This is a genomic window from Thalassospira sp. ABL2_045, from assembly GCF_056161285.1.
Genome location: NZ_JBSWYV010000007.1, coordinates 85,738 through 107,045, shown reverse-complemented (window position 1 = coordinate 107,045; position 21,308 = coordinate 85,738). Strand labels below are relative to the sequence as shown.

The 21,308-nt window shown below is 56.8% G+C and carries 18 protein-coding genes; 9 read left to right on the top strand and 9 right to left on the bottom strand.

Annotated features, from left to right (window positions below):
• Positions 1 to 13: 13 nt before the first annotated feature.
• Positions 14 to 478, bottom strand: a complete 465-nt coding sequence (mntR, locus tag ACXAIA_RS11865) for a manganese-binding transcriptional regulator MntR (RefSeq protein WP_475349508.1) — start codon at positions 476 to 478, stop codon at positions 14 to 16.
• Between the two features lie 114 nt (positions 479 to 592).
• Between mntR and ACXAIA_RS11860 the strand changes: the two genes are divergently transcribed.
• The 5 genes from ACXAIA_RS11860 to ACXAIA_RS11840 are packed head-to-tail and all read left to right on the top strand — an operon-like array spanning position 593 to position 5,535.
• Positions 593 to 1,567 carry a metal ABC transporter solute-binding protein, Zn/Mn family gene (locus ACXAIA_RS11860; protein WP_475349507.1) on the top strand — a complete coding sequence of 325 codons (975 nt, stop codon included), beginning with the start codon at positions 593 to 595 and terminating at the stop codon, positions 1,565 to 1,567.
• Between the two features lie 55 nt (positions 1,568 to 1,622).
• The gene (locus tag ACXAIA_RS11855; protein ID WP_475349506.1) at positions 1,623 to 2,423 is read left to right on the top strand and encodes a metal ABC transporter ATP-binding protein; all 801 of its coding nucleotides are present in this window, start codon (positions 1,623 to 1,625) and stop codon (positions 2,421 to 2,423) included.
• Positions 2,424 to 2,428: 5 nt separating this feature from the next.
• Positions 2,429 to 3,649, top strand: coding sequence for a metal ABC transporter permease (locus ACXAIA_RS11850; RefSeq protein ID WP_475349505.1), 1,221 nt, complete (start codon positions 2,429 to 2,431; stop codon positions 3,647 to 3,649).
• Positions 3,646 to 4,596, top strand: coding sequence for a metal ABC transporter permease (locus ACXAIA_RS11845; protein WP_475349504.1), 951 nt, complete (start codon positions 3,646 to 3,648; stop codon positions 4,594 to 4,596). The genes ACXAIA_RS11850 and ACXAIA_RS11845 overlap by 4 nt, the downstream gene beginning before the upstream one ends.
• 45 nt (positions 4,597 to 4,641) lie before the next feature.
• A complete protein-coding gene (locus ACXAIA_RS11840) occupies positions 4,642 to 5,535 on the top strand; it encodes a hypothetical protein (protein WP_475349503.1) in 894 nt (297 codons plus the stop codon).
• Positions 5,536 to 5,550: 15 nt separating this feature from the next.
• Here the strand turns inward: ACXAIA_RS11840 and ACXAIA_RS11835 are convergent, their stop codons facing one another.
• The gene (locus ACXAIA_RS11835) at positions 5,551 to 6,630 is read right to left on the bottom strand and encodes a siderophore-interacting protein (protein ID WP_475349502.1); all 1,080 of its coding nucleotides are present in this window, start codon (positions 6,628 to 6,630) and stop codon (positions 5,551 to 5,553) included.
• Positions 6,631 to 6,813: 183 nt separating this feature from the next.
• Between ACXAIA_RS11835 and ACXAIA_RS11830 the strand changes: the two genes are divergently transcribed.
• The 4 genes from ACXAIA_RS11830 (at position 6,814) to ACXAIA_RS11815 (ending at position 11,404) form a co-directional block, all read left to right on the top strand.
• Positions 6,814 to 7,665 carry a GNAT family N-acetyltransferase gene (locus ACXAIA_RS11830; protein WP_475349501.1) on the top strand — a complete coding sequence of 284 codons (852 nt, stop codon included), beginning with the start codon at positions 6,814 to 6,816 and terminating at the stop codon, positions 7,663 to 7,665.
• 492 nt (positions 7,666 to 8,157) lie between these two features.
• The gene (locus tag ACXAIA_RS11825) at positions 8,158 to 8,928 is read left to right on the top strand and encodes a motility protein A (protein WP_475349500.1); all 771 of its coding nucleotides are present in this window, start codon (positions 8,158 to 8,160) and stop codon (positions 8,926 to 8,928) included.
• Positions 8,929 to 8,972: 44 nt separating this feature from the next.
• Entirely contained in the window at positions 8,973 to 9,920 is a 948-nt protein-coding gene (locus ACXAIA_RS11820) for an OmpA family protein (protein ID WP_475349499.1), read from the top strand.
• A 62-nt stretch (positions 9,921 to 9,982) separates the two neighbouring features.
• Complete coding sequence (locus ACXAIA_RS11815; protein ID WP_475349498.1) at positions 9,983 to 11,404, top strand: pentapeptide repeat-containing protein; 1,422 nt, start codon at positions 9,983 to 9,985, stop codon at positions 11,402 to 11,404.
• Here ACXAIA_RS11815 and ACXAIA_RS11810 read toward each other — a convergent pair.
• The 7 genes from ACXAIA_RS11810 to ileS form a co-directional block, all read right to left on the bottom strand.
• Positions 11,401 to 11,916 carry a GNAT family N-acetyltransferase gene (locus ACXAIA_RS11810; RefSeq protein ID WP_475349497.1) on the bottom strand — a complete coding sequence of 172 codons (516 nt, stop codon included), beginning with the start codon at positions 11,914 to 11,916 and terminating at the stop codon, positions 11,401 to 11,403. The genes ACXAIA_RS11815 and ACXAIA_RS11810 overlap by 4 nt on opposite strands.
• Positions 11,917 to 11,924: 8 nt before the next feature.
• Complete coding sequence (gene mutL / locus ACXAIA_RS11805) at positions 11,925 to 13,886, bottom strand: DNA mismatch repair endonuclease MutL (protein ID WP_475349496.1); 1,962 nt, start codon at positions 13,884 to 13,886, stop codon at positions 11,925 to 11,927.
• 125 nt (positions 13,887 to 14,011) lie between these two features.
• Complete coding sequence (locus tag ACXAIA_RS11800) at positions 14,012 to 15,343, bottom strand: M16 family metallopeptidase (RefSeq protein WP_475349495.1); 1,332 nt, start codon at positions 15,341 to 15,343, stop codon at positions 14,012 to 14,014.
• Between the two features lies 1 nt (position 15,344).
• On the bottom strand, positions 15,345 to 16,739 hold the full coding sequence (locus ACXAIA_RS11795) for a M16 family metallopeptidase (protein ID WP_475349494.1): 1,395 nt from the start codon (positions 16,737 to 16,739) through the stop codon (positions 15,345 to 15,347).
• Between the two features lie 481 nt (positions 16,740 to 17,220).
• Positions 17,221 to 17,802 carry a DUF3035 domain-containing protein gene (locus tag ACXAIA_RS11790; RefSeq protein ID WP_475349493.1) on the bottom strand — a complete coding sequence of 194 codons (582 nt, stop codon included), beginning with the start codon at positions 17,800 to 17,802 and terminating at the stop codon, positions 17,221 to 17,223.
• A 52-nt stretch (positions 17,803 to 17,854) separates the two neighbouring features.
• Positions 17,855 to 18,325 carry a signal peptidase II gene (lspA, locus tag ACXAIA_RS11785; RefSeq protein ID WP_475349492.1) on the bottom strand — a complete coding sequence of 157 codons (471 nt, stop codon included), beginning with the start codon at positions 18,323 to 18,325 and terminating at the stop codon, positions 17,855 to 17,857.
• Positions 18,326 to 18,390: 65 nt separating this feature from the next.
• Positions 18,391 to 21,228: an isoleucine--tRNA ligase gene (gene ileS / locus ACXAIA_RS11780; RefSeq protein ID WP_475349491.1), complete on the bottom strand. Its 2,838-nt coding sequence runs from the start codon at positions 21,226 to 21,228 to the stop codon at positions 18,391 to 18,393.
• Between the last annotated feature and the right edge of the window lie 80 nt (positions 21,229 to 21,308).

Below are 21,308 nucleotides of genomic sequence, written 5' to 3'. Positions count from 1 at the left end.
GCGCGACAGGTGGTCAGCCGGCACGGCCGCTGGAAACCTCTACAAACACCGCCAACGTCTCCTTACTCACATGATGCTCGATACCCTCGGCATCGAACTCTGCAATCTCGGGATCGACACCGATGGAAACGAGGAAGTTATAGACGATCTGGTGGCGTTCGCGACATTTTTTGGCGAGCGTTTCGCCTTTTTCTGTCAGGAAAATTGAGCGGTAGGGGCGCGAAGTGACGTAGCCGTCGCGTTCCAGTCGTTTAATCGTGTTATTGACCGTCGCTGCCGTCACGCCAAAGCGCTCGGCCAAGGCGACCGAGCGCGCTTCGCCCTGCTCGGCGATCAGATCACCGATCATTTCGACGTAGTCTTCGGTCACTTCGCGAGCATGTGCATCGCGCAAGCGTGCGAACACTTCGGCCTTGTTGTGACGCGGGTTAAGCGGCGTGTCTTCGCCCATTGATCTCTCCACTTCAGACTCCTGCATTCTTCATAACAAGTAAGCATGCAAATAGCAATTTAGCCTTGACTAACTTTAAAAGTCCGCACATAAATAGGGGATATTCACCAGAGTAATTCCAATTTGCTGCCGGATACCCTGATGCTGCATTTCTCCACCCTTCGCCATCTTACACTCTGCCTCGCCCTTCTTGCCGTCGCCGTGATTGCAGGGGCGAGTACGTCATATGCAAAACCGCTGAATGTGGTTGCGACAACTTCGATGATTGCCGATGCCGCCCGCCAGGTCGCCGGTGACCGGGCCGAGGTCAAGGCGCTGATGGGGCCGGGCGTGGATCCGCATTCCTATCGTCAGACCCGAAGCGATATCTCTGCTTTGGCGCGGGCCGATCTTGTGCTGTGGCATGGGTTGTATCTCGAAGCGCAGCTTGAAGAATTTTTCCTTGATCTTGAAAAGCGCCGCAATGTGATTGCGGTTGGCGAAGCTGTGGCGCGTGACAAGCTTTTGAGCCATGCCGACTATGATGGCCGGTTTGATCCACATGTCTGGATGGACCCGAAGCTTTGGGAAACGGTGGTTTCTACGGTGCGCGATGCGCTGATCAAAACCGATCCCGAGGGTGAAGCAACCTATTCCGCCAACGCTAGCGCGCACATTGCCGAGATCGAAAAGCTGATCGACTATATGTCAAAGGTCACCGCCACGGTGCCAAAGCAAAGCCGCGTGCTGTTGACGGCACATGATGCCTTTAGCTATTTCGGACGCGGCTATGATTTTAACGTACTGGGCATTCAGGGCATCTCAACGGAATCCGAAGCTGGCCTGCGCCGGGTGGAGGACCTGGTCAACACCATTGTCGAGCGCAAGATTTCAGCCGTGTTTGTTGAAAGCTCCGTCCCGGAGCGCAATGTCCGCGCCCTGATCGAAGGGGCCGAGGCCCGTGGCCAGGACGTTACGATTGGTGGTACACTTTATTCTGATGCGATGGGCGAACCGGGCACCTATGAAGGCACCTATATCGGCATGCTTGATCACAATGCAACATTGATCACCCGCGCCCTTGGTGGTGACGCCCCCGAAGGCGGTTTTCAGGGCAAGCTTGCCGCCGGATCATAAGGCCGGTTGGATTTAACCCGAGCGACACGACGCAAAACGAAACAGGACGATACCCATGAGCAGCGCCAAACTGGTTGCAGAGTCAGGCAAGATACTCGACGTCGCGGCAAAGGATGCACCGCTGACGGTACGTGGCCTGACCGTGTCTTATGGCAATAAGCCGGCTGTTTTCTCCGTTGATGCATCGATCCCGGCGGGTTCGATGACCGCCATTATTGGCCCCAATGGCGCCGGGAAATCGACTTTCCTCAAAGGTGCACTGGGTGTGGTGCCGCGCCTTTCCGGTGAAGTCCGCATTTTTGGCAAACTGTTTGAGGACGCCCGTGATCGCGTTGCTTATGTCCCGCAGCGCGCCAGTGTCGATTGGGATTTCCCGGCACGCGTGATTGATGTTGTCCTGATGGGGCTATACGGGTCGGTTGGGCTGTTTCGCCTGTGGCGGGCGCGCCACCGCGACCAGGCAATGGACTGCCTGAAACGTGTCGGCATGGCTGATTTCGCAGACCGCCAGATCGGTCAGCTTTCGGGCGGTCAGCAGCAACGCGTTTTCCTCGCCCGTGCTTTGGCCCAGAATGCGGAGTTCTATCTTCTGGATGAGCCGTTTGCCGGCGTTGATGCCGCAACCGAACGCGCGATTGTTTCCGTGCTGAAAGAGCTTAAAGCCGAAGGCCGCACGGTGGTCTGTGTACATCACGATCTTTCGACGGTGGCGGAATATTTTGATCGGGTTCTTCTGATCAATGTGCGCCGCATTGCCGAAGGCCCGGTTGATACGACCTTCACGGCCGAGAACCTTCAGGAAACCTATGGCGGGCGGCTTGCCACCACCCATATCGATGAACTGCATCTGGCCTGAGTGACATGGGGTTTGTTGATTATTTCATAAGCGCCCTTTTCCTGCAGGCGGGCTATAACAGCGCGCTGGTTGCGATTGGCGCGGGGCTGCTTGGCCTGTCGGCCGGGAGTGCCGGGGCGTTTATTTTCCTACGCAAGCGCGCGCTTGTTTCCGATGCCATCAGTCACGCCACCCTGCCCGGTGTCGGCCTTGCCTTTATCATCATGGTGGCGTTTGGCAGCGACGGGCGCTGGTTGCCGGGCCTTGTTCTGGGATCAGCAATTTCATCGGCCATCGGGCTTTTGATGGTCGAGTGGATCACACGCAAAACCCGCCTGACCGAGGATGCCGCGATTGGCGCCGTGCTGTCGGTTTTCTTTGGCTTTGGCATCGTTCTTCTGACCGTGATCCAGACCATGTCATCAGGCCGTCAGGCCGGGCTTGAGAACTTCCTGCTTGGCTCCACCGCTGGCATGCTGATTTCTGAAGCCACCACGATTGCAATTGCCGGGGCATTGGCGGCGGCATTTGTCTTCCTCCTTCGGCGCCCAATGACCCTGGTGGCGTTTGATCCGGAATATGCCGCGACCACCGGGGTTAATGTGCGCAATATCGACCTTGCCATGATGGGGCTTGCCCTGATTGTCACGGTGATTGGCCTTAAAATTGTCGGACTTATCCTGATTGTCGCACTTTTGATCATTCCCCCCGTGGCTGCGCGCTTCTGGACCAACCAGGTTGGCGAGATGATTGGCATCGCCGCCCTTGTCGGTGGTTTGTCCGGTTATATCGGGGCCGTGTTGTCGGCGGCCGAGGCGTCGCTTCCGACCGGGCCGATCATTGTTCTGGTCGCCTTTGGCTTCTTTTTGATTTCAGCCCTGTTTTCGCCGTTACGTGGCGGGCTGGCATCGGCCCTGCGTCATCAGCGTTTTCAGCGCCGCGTGCATCGCCGCCAAGGCTTACTGTCACTGGCACGACGTGAACCGATTTATGACGGGCTGACCATTCGCATCCTGCGCCGTGCGGGGATGATCCGTGCTGACGGGGTTGCCACCGCGCGCGGCCGGATTGCTGCGGGAAAGGCCGCGCGTGATGAAGCCCGCTGGGCGATGGCGCGCCGGATGCTGCCCGATGATTCCGCCATTGAACGTTATGACGGGCTGACCCCGATTGAACGGATGATGACACCGGATCAGATCGCCGAGATTGATCGCATGATTAACAGCCAGGAAGGAGCCAAGGCATGATCGATGATCTGATCACAGCCCTTGGCGCGGAGTTTGTACAGCTCAGCCTGACGCCAATCGTGATTGGCACATTGGCCGCCATCGCCTGTGCGCTTCCGGGCAATTTCCTGTTGCTGCGCCGGCAAGCCCTGATTGGCGATGCGATCAGCCATGTGGTGCTTCCCGGGATTGTTGCGGCCTTCCTGGTGACTGGCACGATTACCGCCGTGCCAATGATGATTGGCGCGGGTGCAGCCGCCATCGTTGCGGTGGTCATGATTGAAATCGTCAAACGGCTGGGCCGGGTTGAGCCGGGTGCGGCCATGGGGCTGGTTTTCACAACACTCTTTGCCGCGGGCGTTTTGTTCCTTGAAATCACCGATACCAGTTCGGTGCATATCGATGTGCAGCACGCGTTGCTGGGCAATCTTGAAAGCCTGATCTGGTTTGATGCCGAGGGTTGGGGATCGCTTCTTGATCCGGCAGCACTGGCCACCCTGCCCCCGCAATTGCCACGGCTGGCGATTGTTCTTGTCGGCATTGCCCTGTTCATTTTCCTGTTCTGGAAAGAATTGAAAATCTCGACCTTTGATGCGGCCTTTGCCGGTGCGGTTGGTATCCGTACCCGCGCCCTTGGCTTTGCGCTGGTTGTCGCGACAGCCGTGGCGGCAGTGGCAGCTTTTGATGCGGTCGGGTCGATCATTGTGATCGCGATGTTTGTCTGCCCACCCGCCAGCGCGCGTCTGATGACCAATCAATTGGGACGCCAGGTTGGCTGGTCGGTCGTTTTTGCGACCATCTCTGCCATTCTGGGGTATGTCTTTGCCGGCTATGGCCCCGGCTGGTTCGGATCGCCCTATGCGGTCAGTGCCGCGGGCATGATCGCCACGGTTTCGGGTGTAATCCTGATCCTGACCTGCCTGTTTGGTCCGCAACGCAAACGCACCGGCCAACACGCCGAAGCCTGATTGTTTCATCTGGCCCCGCTGCCCAAGCACAGGCATAGTGTGGGGATGAGTGGTCTCGCACGAACTTGCCTTAAATATTTGCTTCTGAGTGCTGTACTGGTCCTGACCATTGCGGCAGCAAGCCGTGCCCAGACAGAACAACTGGCAACGGAGCTACGCCAGTTCGGCGATATCGAACTGACCGTGTTTGACGGGCGTGCGGATTTTCTGAGCAAGATCGACACCGCACTCGGCCTTGGCAATATCAAGGATCCGGATCAGACCTTTGCCAAATTGCCCCGTTCGCCGTTTACGGTCACCGGGCGCAAGGATGACGCGGCACTGGCGACCTGCCGGATCTTTGTTCCGGCCAAGGTCACACCGGAAAACAATACCGAAATCTTTGCCGAACTGATGCGCAATTGGTTTGGCTCAAACCTTCATTATGCCAGCACGTCTGATCTGACCTTTCGTTGGCTGATCTTTCATGAGGTGCGCCACTGCCAGCCCGATCATTTCGGCGGCGACGTGCTAAAGGATTATCAGGACGAACATCAAGCCGATCTGTTCGCGTTTGAGGAACTGGCAACGCCGCAAAATCGCGATCAGCTGACGACCGACATCATCGCATTTAGGATGATCACGTCGGCCCTGATGGCCGAGCCCAGTCACATGACCGGCTTGTCGCTTAAGCGTGTCTTGGAAGGAAAGGCGCCGCTTGATGCCAAGACGGAAATAGCCGCCTTCAAACGCGTCCGCATGATGATCAGCCAACGGGCGAAATCAATTGCCACCGCGGTCAATCCGACCAACCGCGACCTGATCCGTGCCATTACCGAATTGCGTGGTGACGCCGATCAGGAAAATGATCCGCTCCTGCGCGAAATCCTGATCACGCTTGATGACGCGATTGCGCATTTCTCGCCTACCCTGCATCAATCGGTCGCGACGGTCCGCTAAAATGATCCGGATTGATCAGCCCTTGGCTGTCCGGCCTGCCTTGCGCCAGAAGGTCATGGCGATGCACTGTTCCCGATCCAGCCCAAGTTCCTTGCGCCAATAGGTGTGAATCGGTTTGTAATCCGCCTGTTCCACCCCGGCCCAGCAATAAACCCAATCAAGCTTAGTGGGCAGTTCAACAGATCGAATGGCATCCTGCAGCAGGCTGGGCTCGACCGATCCGGCTTCATCGCGAAACAGCCATGTGACCTGTATCTGACTTTCTGTTGGAACAGAAATGACATCGGATTTGCTGCCGACCTCAATAAAGGCATGGCCTGATACGTGACCCGGCATTTCCGCCAGATAACGCCCAATCGCCGGCAGGGCTGTTTCATCCCCCGCCAACAGCATCCAGTCGGCTTCTGGCAAGGCGGTTCCTAACGGGCCGGTCATGGCGACAACATCGCCTTCGCTCGCGTGCATGGCAAAGGCCGAACCCGGTCCGTTGTCGCCGTGCATGACGAAATCGACATCGATCCAGCCGGCCTTGGCATCCATGGCGCGGATGGTATAGACGCGCTGTTCGATGGTGTTTTCACCGCGGGGCCAGACGGGCATGCCGTTTTCGGCAAGGGTCGGCCATTGCGGATTTTCCTGCCCGCGCGGCGGGATCAGAAGACGCACATGAATGCTGTCACTGTCATAAGCCCCCAGATCATCAGCATGCAGACGCAAGCGGCGCATATGCGGTGACAGATCGGTGATTTCGCCAACACGCAGTTCACAGAAATTGGGAAGTTTGCCATTGCCCTTGCCCGCGCCCTGCCAGCGGCAATCAAGATTGGCATCGGGAACCGCGCCCTGCAGGACCGATATGATCGCCGACTTCATCTGCATGACATCGACTTCGGTGGTCGCCCCCACTTCGACCTCAAGCGTGGTGTCGGTGCCACTCAGCTGGATATGACCGATCGAGACCGATATGCGCGTTTGCGCCGCATCGCCCGTCACATCGCAATCGTGTTCACGATAGAAATCGGCAGTCTGTTTGATCAGAGCCGCACTGTCCGGAAGTGCGATGCGTGTCTTGGCCGTCAGAAGCGATGTCGACATGAGGTTCTCGGTTGGTGGGGCGGGAATGGAATGCACCCACCGTAATAGTAACAATGATAGGCATTCTCAATAAAAATTATCATTGATTTTCATCGCGCGTGATAGATGTTTGGCACATGCGCTTGCCTGCCCCTGCACGGCGAGCCCGAGATTGACCTGATTACCGGAAGTCTGAACAAAGCGATGCCTGACAAAATCCGCCGTCTTAAATCATTCGAGTTTCCCCTGGCCGTTGAATGGGCCGCCAAAGAGGGCTGGAACCCCGGCCTTAATGATGCGGAGGTGTTTTTCAATACCGATACCGACGGTTTCTGGGGCGCGTTTGACAAGCAGGGCCTGGCCGCTGCGATCTCGGCCGTTCAGTACAGCTCGGATTTCGGGTTTGTAGGATTTTATATCTGCCGTCCGGATCGTCGCGGATCCGGTCTTGGCTATCGCCTGTGGCAGACCGTGCTTGAGGACAGCGTGCTTAAGACCATTGGCCTTGATGGTGTGGTTGATCAGCAGGACAATTACCGTAAATCCGGCTTTGAATTTGCCCATCGCAATGTCCGCTATGGCGGTGTCGTCAAGGTGGATGTGGACACCCCGGATGATCTGTTCACCCTTGAAGTCAACGACATCGCGATTGTCGATGCGTTTGAGCAGACCTGCAACCTGTTTCCCGAAAGCCGGATCGAATTCCTGCGTGGCTGGATCGGCAATGAAAAGCATACGGCACTTGCCCTTAAGGGGCCGATGGGATTGCGCGCCTATGGCGTCATCCGCCCCTGTCAGGAAGGCCACAAGGTCGGCCCGCTTTTCGCCCCCGATGCCGAGGATGCCAAAACCCTGTTTGGCGCCCTTTTGCAAAGCCGCGATGATCAGAGCGGCAAGGTCTATCTCGACGTGCCCGAACCCAATCAGGCGGCGGTTGATCTGGCCACCGAGCATGGCATGGTGCCGGAATTTGAAACCGCCCGAATGTATAAGGGCCCGGCACCCGAACTTGATCTTGATATGATTTTCGGGATTTCTTCGTTCGAGCTTGGCTAGGGTCTGCCGCCAATTTGATCCAAACTTCTGCTTAAGACATTGCAAACATCAGAAAATGTAAGGATTGCGGTCCTGTTATTTGACGTGCGCCCGGTGTAAAATCGAACAATCCTGCCAAAGGAATATGATCCTATTATTCTTAGGTGGGGTTGAGGCATGCGAGAAAGTCTGGCAACAAACATTTAACGCCAAAAGTATAGCATCGGATAAACCAACGCCGTAATTTTACAATCTGGCGGGCCTGTTTGTGGGACGCTTTTCGCCTATTGAGGCAGGAAGTTATCGCAAGCATATGGAAAACGGGATACGCAAACCCAATTTCAGGAGTGTAGTGCGCGTTTCATTTCCATCTACTCACCGCCCATGCAGGGGAATTTTATCTATATGGTTGCCTGACCAATGATCACGTTATGACCCGCCAAGTGTTGTTTACCACCATGTAGCAGCACGTTTCAGGAAACTGTTTTTTAGAGCCGGATACCAAAAACCGACATGGATATAGCGACACTTATTGGCATTATCGCCGGAATGGGCGTTATTTTCGGCGCCATCTTGATGGGCGGCAGCCTTGATTCTTTTGTCGACGTTCCTTCCATCATGGTGGTGTTTGGCGGGACAGCAGCGGCAACCCTGATCAAATTCCCGATGCGCGATGTGATCAAGTCACTCAAGATCGGCATCGGCATTGCGTTCAAGAACCCCAAGGAAGATCCGCTTTCGATCTATGAAAAAGCCATCGAACTTGCCGGCATTGTGCGCAAGAACGGTCTTCTCGGCCTTGAAAGCGTCGAAATAGAAAATGAAATCATGGCACGCGGCATCCGCATGTGCGTTGACGGCCACAGTGGCGAGGTCATCAGAAGCTCCATCTCAAGCGAGGTAGAAAAATCAATCCAGAATGACGAGCTTGGCGAACTGATGTTCCGCGGTATCGGCGATACCGCCCCTGCCTTTGGCATGATCGGCACGCTTGTTGGTCTGGTGCAGATGCTGGCCAACCTTTCCGATCCGGATGCGATTGGTCCAGCCATGGCGATTGCTATGCTGACGACGTTTTATGGCGCCGTTCTGGCCAACCTGATTGCAATCCCGGTCGCAGACAAGCTTGCCTTGAAAGTCGACCGTCTGAAAAACACCAAACAGCTTGTTATTGAATCGGTCGTTCAGATCCAGGCCAGCCAGAGCCCGATGGTCATGAAAGAAATCCTCGGTCCCTATCTTCCGGGCGGTGTGCCGGCCGACGAAGAAGGCGGCGGAGAATGATCATGATGGCAGCGCGCAACCAGGCAACAGGCTGGGCATAAGCCATGGCAAAGAAACCCGCAGCAGGCGCACCGGCTTGGATGGCGACGTTCGCCGATCTGATGTCGTTGCTGCTTGTTCTGTTTGTGCTGTTGCTGACCTTCGCGGAGATGGATGTGATCCGCTACAAACAGATTGCCGGGTCCGTGAAGGCCGCATTCGGTTTTTCCCAACAGGATCAGTTGGCCGGGGTGATCGAGCTCGACGGGTCGATTGTCGGCAAGTCGCTTAAAGCACCAACACCCGATACCCCGCGCGTGGTTTCCGACATCCCGCCGGTCGACACGCCGGAAGTTGAAAGCAAGGAAACAGACAGCAAGGAAGAGAAGGCCGAGGCGCTTGAAGAAACGCTAAGCACGGTGCTTGAGAATATGGGACTTCAGGATCAGGTCGGGCTGGAGCGCATTGACGGCGAAGTGGTCATGCGCTTCCCCAATGAACTGGCCTTTCCGTCCGGCTCATCGGGCATGACCGAGGAATTTGCCGCCATCCTCAACCGCGTGGCGCCGGTCATCAACCAGACCGACGGCGAAATTCAGGTCGCCGGCCATACCGATGATATTCCGGTTTCGTCGTCCTCTCCCTATATATCAAACTGGGATCTGTCAGCGGCGCGCGCGACATCGGTTTTGCACTACATGATCAATCAGAACGGCACGGATCCGGGACGGATGGTCATTCAGGGTTACGGCGAAAGCCGCCCACTTATGAGCAATGACACCCCGGAAGGCCGTGCCACCAACCGCCGGGTCGAGATCACCATTGAAATGGTCGAGACCAACTATGACCGCGAAGGGGCGGCCCCAGGTGACGGAAATACCACAGGCGCGCCGACATCAGATGGCGGGGACGATATTGGGGATGGCGACATTGGCACAGGGGACAGCGGTGGCGCCGAAAACAATCAGACGCCGGAAAGACGGCGCACATTTAGCATTCCGGCCGGTCCCTGACGGGTATCTGTCAGCAGATCCGGGTCGGCCAGAATATGCGAGCGAAGGGGACAACACGCATCATGGCAAGCCATGACAACAAGAAAAAGACGATCCTGTATTCGGACTACAGCGAACGTAACATCACCGCAGCGCGCAAGGCTGTGGAACCCCTTGGCTTTGGCAAATTCATTGATTGCGACGACCGTGAACGCACGGTCGAACTGATTTCCGAGCTCAAGCCTGATCTGGTGTTGATCGGTCTTTATCTTGATGGCATTCGCGGGATCTCCACCATTCGCGCCATCCGCGAATCTGCATCGACAAGCAACCCGCACGGGCGCGATGTGCCGATCCTTCTGGGTGCGCCGAAACTGGACCGGCGTGGCATGCGCGATGCGGTCGATGCCGGGATCGAAGGCGTATTTCGCCAACCGGTCGACCCCGAACGTCTTGCCAAGATCATTGAAACGGTCCTGAAAAGTCCGCGCCGCTTCGTATTGGAAGAAAACTATTTCGGTCCGGCCCGCCCGCAGGACATTGCCAAAGCGGCCGGGGCAAAACCCGCCAAAAAGCCAACAGCAAGTGCAAGCCCCGTGGCAGCAGCACAGCCCGCCACCAAGACAAAGTCACCCACCCCTGCGGTAACCGTTCCGGAAAGTGCCGAGATCACCAAACAACCGGAAAATGATGGTGCGGGCCCGATCACCCGAACGAAAACATCAAAGGCATCGCCTGCGATTGGCATGACGACCAACCTTGATATCGCAGATACCAAACCGCGCCTTAATGGCGCCGGGCAGACATTTGGTGATGGCGAGCTTGTCGATGTCCCCAGCGCGCGCGACAAGAAGACCGGCACCCAGAACGTCGAAGCCGTGCAATCCGCGCGTAAGGCCCTAAGCCCGGCAACGGCGCGCAACGAAGACAAACCGTCTAAGCCTCCGGAAGACGAGATCGAAGCAGAAGAAGATTTTGAAGCCGAGGACGAAGACCTTGTTGAAATTGATCTGCACGAAGCCCTGATCAGTCACAAGCTTTGGGTCGATACCGGCGGGCGCGAAGGCACGGTGATGTCGATCGAGCATGCCGATCTACGCGAGGCAGAGCTTGAAGGCATTGACCTGAGCCGCTGTGGCCTGCCCTTTGCCAGCTTCCAGCGCGCCAATTGCAAGGATGCAGTATTGCGCCGCTGCAACCTGATTGCGGCTGACTTTGTTGAAAGCAACCTCGATAATGCCAATCTGGCGGCAAGTCGTCTGACCGGGGCACGGTTTAACAAAGCGATGGTGCGCAATACGGTGTTTTTGGGGTCTGACCTGTCAAACGCCAACTTCCGGGGCATGCAGCTGCCAAATTGCGATTTCAGTGGCACCAACCTGGCCGGGACAGACTTCCGGGATGCGGATCTGAGCGGCACGCGTGGCCTGTTTGCCGAACAAATCCAGCGGGCGCGTGTGAATGCCAACACCCGCCTGCCCCGCGATCTTAAGCTTCGCGATTAATCCAGCTCACAGACCATATGCAGGCTCGGAAAGCTGAAATCCGGGGCAAAGGGGGCGGCGAAATCGCCAATCATCCGAAAACCGCGGGATTCATAAAACCGTCTGGCGCTCAGCGTGGAATAGCATTCAAAGCGCGTGACGTTTTCAGACGCCTCGGCATCCTGCACACAGCGATCAAACAGCACGCTGGCAACGCCCATGCGCGCATAAGCCGGATCGACCGCGAAATGCCGGACATGCGCCAACCCGGATTGCACATCGCCTTCACCACTGCCCGGCCGGACCGGCGTCCAGCCACCAGCCCCAACGACATCGCCCGCTTCGGTTTTGGCGAGATAATAGGTGCCCGATGCCAGAAGGTCCGGGTTGGCCCGGGCCAGAAAGGCCATACCACGTTCGAGAATATCGGGTGCGTAGTCATCGACCAAAAATGTCGAATAGGACCGCTTAAACAGTGTGGTCACAGCATCCGCATCATTGGGCGTGGCAATGTGAAGCGTGATCGCAGACATATGCGTTTCTACCTGCGGCCAAACATCTTTTCGATGTCATTTAGTTTCAGTTCGACATAGGTCGGGCGGCCGTGGTTGCACTGGCCGGAATGCGGCGTTGCTTCCATCTGGCGCAAAAGCGCATTCATTTCATCGGCATTCAGCTTGCGCCCCGATCGCACTGATCCGTGGCACGCCATGGTCGCGCAGACATACATCAGCTGGTCTTTCAGCGCCATGCCCTGCCCCAGTTCGGCAATTTCATCGGCCATGTCGCGCACCAGTGCGCTGACATCGACCTTGCCCAGCATGGCGGGTACTTCGCGCACAATAATTGCGCCGGGCCCAAACGGCTCGATCACCAGACCAAGCTCGGCGAATTCTTCGGCGCGTTCGGCAATGCGATCTGCTGATGCCTCGTCAAGTTCGACGACCTCGGGCAGTAATAGCCCCTGGCGCTTCACACCGCTTTCGGCAAGGTCAGCCTTCATGCGTTCATAGACGATACGTTCGTGGGCAGCGTGCTGGTCGACAATCACCAGACCGTCACGCGTCTGGGCGATGATGTAGTTGGCATGGACCTGCCCGCGCGCCGCACCTAGTGGGTGATCGACAAACTTGCCATCATCGGCAATGTTATCAATGCGCGCAGACGGCGCAGCCGCGTCATATCCGCCCGAAAGGGCCGCCGCCGCGGCCGCAGCAAAACCGCCTTCGCCGCCCGCGATGTTAGCGCTACCACCGCCGCCGCCGAACTCACGGCCACGATCAAACAGACCGCCATAATTACCCTGGTTGTCCATCGGCGCCTGGGCGGCATAATCGCGTTCAATGGCAGCATGGCCCGGCACGCCTGGCTGATATTGACCAATGTTAAATCCTCCACCACTTCCAGTGCGCGCACCACCACCATAGGGAAGTGAGGGTCCCTCACCTTCGCGGCGCACAGCCCCCAGCGCCATATCGGCCACCGTCGTCGAGGCCCGATGGCCTGCCCCGGCCAGCGCATGTTTTAAGGCCCCGACAATCAGCCCGCGCACCAATCCGGGATCGCGGAAACGGACCTCGGTCTTTCCGGGATGGACGTTGACGTCGACATCGCGCGGCGTCAGTTCAAAGAAAAGGGCTAGCAACGGATGGCGATCACGCGCCAGGAAATCCTGATAGGCGCCGCGCACAGCCCCCTGCAACAGCCGATCCTTGACCGGGCGGCCATTGACGAACATGAACTGCATCTGGGCATTGCCACGGTTAAGGGTCGGCACCCCGGCATAGCCGGTCAGTCGAATGCCTTCGCGCTCTGCCTCGATCTGAAGGGCATTGTCCTGAAACTCGCGGCCCATCACGGCGCCCAGCCGTTTCAGGCGGGCATCAAACAAATCGCCTTCGCAGGCCGGGTAATTCAGGATCGTCTTGTTGTTATCACCACTCAGCGTAAAGCCGACATCTGGGCGCGCCATGGCCAGGCGATCCATGATCTCGCGCGCATACATCTGTTCTGTCCGGGCGGTTTTCAGGAACTTGAGGCGCGCAGGCGTCGCATAGAAAAGATCACGCACCTCAACCCGGGTGCCATAGGGATGGGCGGCCGGTTCCGGTTCGCCCTTGGCCCCACCTTCAACCGCCAGCGTCCAGGCATTTTCAGAGCCACGCACACGGCTGGTCAGGCGCATGCGCGAGACCGAACCGATGGATGGCAGTGCCTCACCGCGAAAGCCCATGAAGCCTATATTGAAAAGATCATCATCGGGCAGTTTCGAGGTCGCATGGCGTTCGACCGCCAGTCCCATTTCATCGGGCGTCATGCCCTTGCCGTCATCGGTAACTGACAGCAACGTGCGGCCACCATCACGCAGATTGACATCCACCTTGGTCGCCCCGGCATCAAGCGCGTTTTCCACCAGTTCCTTCAGCGCCGCCGCAGGACGTTCAACCACCTCACCGGCGGCAATCTGGTTGATCAGGTTCTGTGGCAGGACGCGCAGGGTCATGAAGGCGGTGCTCGTGATGTTCGAATGGGTATTGTTGTTTGAAATGAACCTACCAAAGCATAAAGCGCGGCGAAATGCCTTTCACCGCGCTTTGCAACTTTTAAGGCCCAAGTTCTGGTCTGCGATCAGAAGGCCAGTTCACCTTCGGGCTTGCCCACCACCGTAACCGTGACATTGGCCGGATCCATCAGATCAGCCGCAACCCGGTTGACGTCATCAAGGGTCACGGCATTGACCATGTCATTGCGGCGATCAAGGAAGTCCATACCCAGATCTTCCTTTTGCATACCGACCAGCATGCCCGACAGATTGCCAAGGCTTGTGAAGCGCAGCGGAAAGGCCCCGGTGAGGTAGGCCTTGGCATTATCAAGTTCTTCCTGATCAATGCCGTCCTGCTTCATCTTGCTCCATTCCGTGCTGATCAGAGACAGGCTTTGCCCGATCGCATCATTGCGCGTGGCAACCCCTCCCATCATCATTTCGGCATGGTCCAGATCGGCCAGGTAGCTATAAACGCCATAAGCCAGCCCACGTTTTTCACGGACTTCCTCGGTCAGGCGTGATGAGAAGCCACCACCGCCAAGGATGTAATTCATCACATAGGCGGCGTAGAAATTCGGGTCCTTGCGCTTGATGCCTTTCTGGCCCCAGATCGCCTGACTTTGCGGGATATCCTGTTCAACCACCTCGATATCGCCAAAGGTCGGCGTTACATCGGCGACCTTTGGCAGGTCGCTGTGATCAGGCAGTGCGCCGAAAGCTTCATCAAGCAGCGGACCAAGTTCCGCAGCCGTGATGTCACCAGCCACACCGACAATCAGATTGTCCTTGGCAAAGGCGCGGCGCACAAAGCCACGGAAATCATTCGCATTGAGCCCGGCCACCGTTTCAAGCGTGCCGGATGGCGGGCGCCCATAGGGATGGTCACCAAAGATCGAAGCAAAGAAGGTCCGGCTGGCGATATCACGCGGATTGTTTTCCGCCTGTTTGAGGCCCGAGACAATCTGGGCGCGGATGCGCTCAATAGCTTCGTCATCAAAGCGCGGTTCGGACAGGGCCAGACGCAACAGATCAATCGCGGTATCGCGTTCGCGCGTCAATGTTGTGAGGGAGCCAGAAAAATCATCACGCCCGGCATCAAAGGACAGGCTGATGGAACGGTTTTCCATCTCGCCCCGGAAGGTCTGGCTGTCCATGGCGCCGGCACCTTCGTCAATCAGGCCCGAGACCATATTGGCCAGACCAAGTTTGTCCTCCGGGTCAGTTGCCGCCCCGGCACCGGTAAAGGCAATATCCATGGTCATCAACGGGTTCATGTGATCTTCGATCAGCCAGGCACGAATACCGCCATCGGAAATCACTTCCTGAACCTCAACCGCCCAGGCCTGTTGTGCGAAGCCAAGGCCCAGTGTGGTTGCAAAGGCAACACCGGCAATCTGTTTAAACAGCTTGTTCATATCAGTGCACTCCTTCGCCAGAGGTGATCGGAAGGGCAGCACCAGCCCCCGTGACCGGGCCACCTTCGGGCGGCATCAGCCAGCCGGTGACAGATTTCTTGTCATCAAAGACCCTTTTGGCGGCGTCATTGACCTGCTCGACCGTCACGGCCGAAATCCGGTTTGGCCAGCTTTCGACCTGATCGACACTCAGGCCAACGGCAAGCGACTGGCCGAGCACACGTGCACCAGCCGACAGCGAATCACGGGCAAAAACCGCACTATCCAGCAGCTTCTGCTTGGCACGGTCGAGTTCATCCTGTGTAACACCTTCCGCAACGACCTTGGCGATTTCCCCGTCAATTGCCTGTTCCAGATCGGCAAGGTCAACATCGCCGCGCGGTACGCCATACACCCCGAATGTCGCCAGGTCGACGGCGACCGGGTTATAGAATGTGCCGACACTTGATGCGATTTGCTGATCAACCACGAGGGACTTGAAGAAACGGCTGGTCGTGCCCGAGCCGATGATCTCGGAAAGCACATCTAGCGGAGCAGCATCGGCCGCATCGTTGTTATAGGACGGCGCCAGATAATAGCGCGACCAGGAGGCCTGACCGACCTGCGGATCACGCATGGTGACCTTGCGCGGGGCGTGCTGGACCGGTTCCTGAACCCGGTTACGGGTCATGTCCTTGCCGCGCGGGATGACGCCATAATATTTTTTGGCCATCGGCAGCAGTTCATCCATCGTGATGTCACCGGCAACCACCAGAATGGCGTTATTGGGCGCGTACCAGTCGCGATAGAATTCAAGCGCATCTTCGGTGCTGAGCTGTTGCATTTCATTGAGCCAGCCAATGATCGAACGGCCATAGGGATGGGCCATATAAAGAGATGCCCGCATCTGTTCGCCCAGAAGCGCACCCGGGCTGGTATCGAGGCGCGAACGGCGTTCTTCAATGATCACATCACGTTCTGGCAAAACCACATCATCTGACAGTTTCAGATTGGTCATGCGGTCGGCTTCCATCTTCATCACCAAATCCAGCCGGTCCCGCGCGATGTTCTGGAAGTATCCGGTATAGTCCCAGCTGGTAAAGGCGTTGTCATTGCCGCCATTGCGCGCAACGATCTTGGAAAAGTCACCCGGCGCAATATCGTCGGTTCCCTTGAACATCAGGTGCTCAAGAAAATGGGCAATGCCCGACACACCTTGCGGTTCGTCGGCCGAGCCGACCTTGTACCAGACCATATGGGTGACAACCGGTGCCCGGTGGTTTTCCACCAGCACGACCTGCATCCCGTTATCAAGGGTTGCGGTTTGCGGATTGAACACCGCTGCGCGTGCCACACCGGGCACGATGGCAAGTGTCAGTGCGACGAGGGCGAGCACAGCCAATGAGCTGCGCGTCATGGATCGGAAAGTTCCGGAAATTCTCATTGTGGCGTCCCATTCCAATTCAGGCATGGTTAAGCAAACTGGGTGTTTCAACGGGCGTGGGCCAGAACAGCACACGCGCATCCAAGCGCATTTCTTAAAAACCGAATATGACAGAACAAGGGCGCGAAACCATCGCGCCCTTGTCTCAGGGTCCAAACTCATTCACATGACCGCCCCGGCAACTGATATGAGAGAAAAAACTAGGAAAAGCCCGCAGAGCGGGGTGATCCCCGGTCAAGGAATTTGACGCAGAGGCTTTCTCTCATATCAATTGTCCTCCGGATCACCCGGATTTGCACGGGCTACTTTGTCGCAAAACCTTGCAAGATCTAGATCTTCCTGCGGTTTTTCTTCGTGTATCCGCACAAATCCGGGCGACCGGGACGATTATGTGAATGAGTTTGGACCCTGACTCATCAAATTGTCGTGTGCTCGCGAAACAGGGCGATGCGGCTTAGAAGATATCTTCCAGCCAGCCTTTCTGTTTGCGTTCGATCACAGGGGTATCGGCACCGCCGGAAACATTGTCGCCCAGGGCCTGCTGATCGCGGATACGCTTGGCCTCAGCCGCCGGGTCAACAACGGATCCGAATTCCGGCTGATCCTGCCAGAACAGAAGGTCGTCAACGACACCTTCGCTTTCGGAAATAAAGATCGAGGTTTCACGATCCACCACGTTGCGGATTTCCGGATCGGCATATTGCGCCCCGGAGGCCGACAGAAGGGCAACCTGGCCTTTACTGCGTGTGCCTTCGGTGATGTCGCGCTTGACCTGATTGGGGTCTTCGCCCACCAGAATGCGACGGGCCTGATCGGTGGTCGAACCGGTCTGCGGGCGCGGTGCCCCCGGATCGGGAACACGCAGGGTAAAATCAGGCGGCAAGCTCAGCGGGGCGCGCGAGACAACGGCGAACTCGTCCGGGGACTGTTTGTTCAGGCCAAAGGTTTCGCGTGTTGATTCACAACCGGAAATGCCAAGCGCAAGTCCGCCCAGCAATGCAATTTTGAAAATATGGGTCGTCAGTTTCCGGGCCATGTGCGCCTCATTACCACGTCTGAACCGGGCTTTTGGGCCCGGCGAAAATTCATCAGGTAGATTTTTTACCGCCAAAAAGGGAATCGATCAACAGTAGCGCGGCACCAACCGTGATTGCGCTATCGGCAATATTGAATACCGGCCAGTGATAGCCCGCAACATGCAGATCAATGAAGTCGGTCACAGCCCCATGACGCAGGCGATCCACCAGATTGCCAACCGCGCCGCCAATGATCATCGCCAGCGCAAAACGCAGCATGGAATCGCGCGTGCGCCACATCCAGATGCCAAAGCCAATGGTGATGGCCGCCGTTACCGCGATCATGACCCAGGGTGCCTGCCCCTGAAACAGGCCGAACGAAACGCCCGGGTTCCAGGCCAGAACAAAGTTCAGGAATGGCGTGACTTCGATCTTGCGAAACGGGGCTGAGAGTTCATCAATCGCCAGCGCCTTGGTCCACTGGTCGACACCAAACACGATTGCAATGACGATCAGACCAAACACAAAGGCACGATGTTTCATCAACACTCTTTCTGACTTGCCGGGATGTGCCCTGCCAACTGGCAGGGCGTGCCCCGAACGCCACCTTACTGGGCGGCAATTCCCATTTCATCAACGGCATCCGCACAGCGGTTGCAAACGGTTTTATGCTCGGCGTGGCTGCCCACTTCCGGCAGGGTCTGCCAGCAGCGTTCGCATTTTTCACCGTCGGCCAAGGCCGGTACAACACCAACACCCGAAACATCTTCAAGGGTATAGGCCCCATCTGGTGCATCACCCGTGATCAGTTCGATGTCAGATGTAATGGCGATTTCGGCAAGATTAAGGCCGTTAAGCGCTTCAACATATTCGGCATCGGCATAAACCTTCGGTGCGGCATCAAGGCTTGCGCCAATGCGTTTTTCCGCACGTTCGAGTTCAAGCGCACCGGTGACAACACGGCGCAGCTTGCGGATTTTTGCCCACTTTTCAGCCAGTGCGTCGTCTTTCCAGCCATCAGAAACCGTGTTGAAGGTTTCCGCATGGACGGAGCTTTCGGCACCATACCGTGCACGCCATGCTTCATCTGCGGTAAAGCAAAGCACCGGCGCCAACCAGCGCACAAGGCAATCAAACACGCGATCCATGACGGTCCGGGCCGCACGGCGGCGCAGGCTGCTGGGCGCGTCGCAATAAAGCGCGTCCTTACGGATATCGAGATAGAAGGCCGACATATCGAGCGCGCAGAAGTTATGCAGCTCGATAAACATGCTGTGGAAATCATAATCTGCGGTCGTCTTGCGCACCATGTCGTCAAGGTGGCTCAGACGATGCAGAACCCAACGTTCGAGTTCCGGCAGTTCGTTGTCTGCAATTTTTTCTTCTTCGCTGAACTCGGCAAGGTTGCCCAGCAGGAAGCGCAGCGTGTTGCGCAGACGACGATAGATGTCGGAATGGCGCTGGATAATTTCATGGCTGATGCGAAGATCATCATGATAATCCGAGCTGACCACCCACAGACGCAGGATATCGGCACCCAGCTTGTTGATCACATCGTTCGGTGCAATCACGTTACCCAGCGACTTCGACATCTTGCGGCCTTCGCCATCCAGCACGAAACCATGGGTCAGAACCGCTTCATACGGTGCGCGACCACGGGTCCCGCAAGACTCAAGCAGCGAGCTGTGGAACCAGCCGCGATGCTGATCCGACCCTTCGAGATACAAATCAGCCGGCCATTTCAGGTCCTGACGTTCTTCAAGCACGAAGGCGTGGGTCGAACCGGAATCAAACCAGACGTCAAGGACATCGGTGACCTGTTCGAAATCATCAGCATTATATTTGTCGCCGAGGAAATACTGCGCATCGCGGGTGAACCATGCGTCCGCACCTTCTTCGCAGAAGGCGTCATAGACACGATCAAGGACTTCCTGATCACGCAACGGCTGACGGGTGCTTTTTTCAATAAACACCGTGATTGGCACACCCCATGCGCGCTGACGCGAAACGCACCAGTCCGGACGGTTGGCGATCATGGAATGCAGGCGGTTACGACCGGCTTCCGGTACGAAGCGGGTGTTATCAATTGCCTGAAGTGCCTTTTCACGCAGGTCATTGTCCTGCATGGAAATGAACCACTGCGGCGTGGTGCGATAGATCACCGGCGCCTTCGAACGCCAGGAGCACGGATAGGAGTGCTTGAGACGGCCACGCGACAGCAGCGCGCCAACTTCGACCAGCTTGGCAATGACCGCTTCATTCGCACCGGCTTCCTTGCCGTTTTCATCATAGATGCGCTCACCGGCAAATAGCGGCACGGTCTGATAATAGGCACCGTCGCCATCGACCATTTCCGGCACTTCCAGACCATATTTCAGACCGGTCTGGTAATCGTCCGGGCCGTGGGTCGGGGCGGTATGGACAAAGCCGGTACCGGTATCGGTCGTGACGTAATCAGCAGCGAGAAGCGGCACATCAAAATCATAACCCAGCCCGCGGAACGGATGGGCCGAAAGCGTGCCTTCAAGTTCAGAGCCCTTAAAAGTGCCGACAACCTTGTGCCCAGTCACACGGCCGTTCTTGCACAGGTCTTCAACAAGATCGGTACAAACCGCCATCTTCTCGCCAACCTTGGCCCATGCTTCTTCGGCGGTTTCGGTGACTTCGATGACGGAATATTCGATGTCTTCGCCATACGAAATTGCACGGTTGCCCGGAATGGTCCAAGGGGTGGTGGTCCAGATGACGATGGTCGCATCTTTCAGCAGATCAACCTTGGTTTCGGTGACCGGGAAGCGGACATAGATCGTCTTCGACGTATGGTCATGATATTCGACTTCGGCCTCGGCAAGTGCGGTTTTTTCAACCACCGACCACATGACCGGTTTGGAGCCCATATAGAGCGAACCGTTCATCAGGAACTTGCCAAGTTCACGTGCGATCGAGGCTTCTGCCTTGAAATCCATGGTGACATAGGGATTGTCCCAGTCACCCATTACGCCAAGGCGTTTGAATTCTTCACGCTGAACATCAAGCCATTTCTGAGCGAACTCGCGGCATTCCTTGCGGAATTCGGCAATCGGAACATCGTCCTTGTTCTTGCCCTTGGCGCGATACTGTTCTTCGATCTTCCATTCGATCGGAAGGCCATGGCAATCCCAGCCCGGAACGTAAACAGCGTTCTTGCCCAGCATCTGCTGGGAACGGGTGATGACGTCTTTCAGGATTTTGTTCAGTGCATGACCAATATGCAGGTGGCCGTTCGCATAGGGCGGGCCATCATGCAGGACAAACATTTCACGATCGGCCGAAATACCGCGAATTTTGCCGTAGAGGTCCTCGTTTTTCCACTGCTCGAGCAGGGTGGGCTCCATCTTTGGCAAACCCGCCCGCATCGGGAAATCGGTCTTGGGCAGGATAACGGTTTTCTTGTATTCGACACTCATCGTGACGGTCCTGTCGTCTTGAACAAATTAAAAGGGCGAACCCCCGGAGATCTCGCGAACGCCAATCTTGCGAAAAGCGC

Coding starts and splice junctions, on each gene's coding strand:
- ACXAIA_RS11830 (WP_475349501.1), top strand. CDS start 6,814: ATGCCTGACAAAATCCGCCGTCTTAAATCATTCGAGTTTCCCCTGGCC.
- ACXAIA_RS11825 (WP_475349500.1), top strand. CDS start 8,158: ATGGATATAGCGACACTTATTGGCATTATCGCCGGAATGGGCGTTATT.
- lspA (WP_475349492.1), bottom strand. CDS start 18,325: ATGAAACATCGTGCCTTTGTGTTTGGTCTGATCGTCATTGCAATCGTG.
- ACXAIA_RS11855 (WP_475349506.1), top strand. CDS start 1,623: ATGAGCAGCGCCAAACTGGTTGCAGAGTCAGGCAAGATACTCGACGTC.
- ACXAIA_RS11790 (WP_475349493.1), bottom strand. CDS start 17,802: ATGGCCCGGAAACTGACGACCCATATTTTCAAAATTGCATTGCTGGGC.
- ACXAIA_RS11850 (WP_475349505.1), top strand. CDS start 2,429: ATGGGGTTTGTTGATTATTTCATAAGCGCCCTTTTCCTGCAGGCGGGC.
- ACXAIA_RS11845 (WP_475349504.1), top strand. CDS start 3,646: ATGATCGATGATCTGATCACAGCCCTTGGCGCGGAGTTTGTACAGCTC.
- ileS (WP_475349491.1), bottom strand. CDS start 21,228: ATGAGTGTCGAATACAAGAAAACCGTTATCCTGCCCAAGACCGATTTC.
- ACXAIA_RS11820 (WP_475349499.1), top strand. CDS start 8,973: ATGGCAAAGAAACCCGCAGCAGGCGCACCGGCTTGGATGGCGACGTTC.
- ACXAIA_RS11860 (WP_475349507.1), top strand. CDS start 593: ATGCTGCATTTCTCCACCCTTCGCCATCTTACACTCTGCCTCGCCCTT.
- mntR (WP_475349508.1), bottom strand. CDS start 478: ATGCAGGAGTCTGAAGTGGAGAGATCAATGGGCGAAGACACGCCGCTT.
- ACXAIA_RS11800 (WP_475349495.1), bottom strand. CDS start 15,343: ATGAACAAGCTGTTTAAACAGATTGCCGGTGTTGCCTTTGCAACCACA.
- ACXAIA_RS11835 (WP_475349502.1), bottom strand. CDS start 6,630: ATGTCGACATCGCTTCTGACGGCCAAGACACGCATCGCACTTCCGGAC.
- ACXAIA_RS11795 (WP_475349494.1), bottom strand. CDS start 16,739: ATGACGCGCAGCTCATTGGCTGTGCTCGCCCTCGTCGCACTGACACTT.
- ACXAIA_RS11810 (WP_475349497.1), bottom strand. CDS start 11,916: ATGTCTGCGATCACGCTTCACATTGCCACGCCCAATGATGCGGATGCT.
- ACXAIA_RS11840 (WP_475349503.1), top strand. CDS start 4,642: ATGAGTGGTCTCGCACGAACTTGCCTTAAATATTTGCTTCTGAGTGCT.
- mutL (WP_475349496.1), bottom strand. CDS start 13,886: ATGACCCTGCGCGTCCTGCCACAGAACCTGATCAACCAGATTGCCGCC.
- ACXAIA_RS11815 (WP_475349498.1), top strand. CDS start 9,983: ATGGCAAGCCATGACAACAAGAAAAAGACGATCCTGTATTCGGACTAC.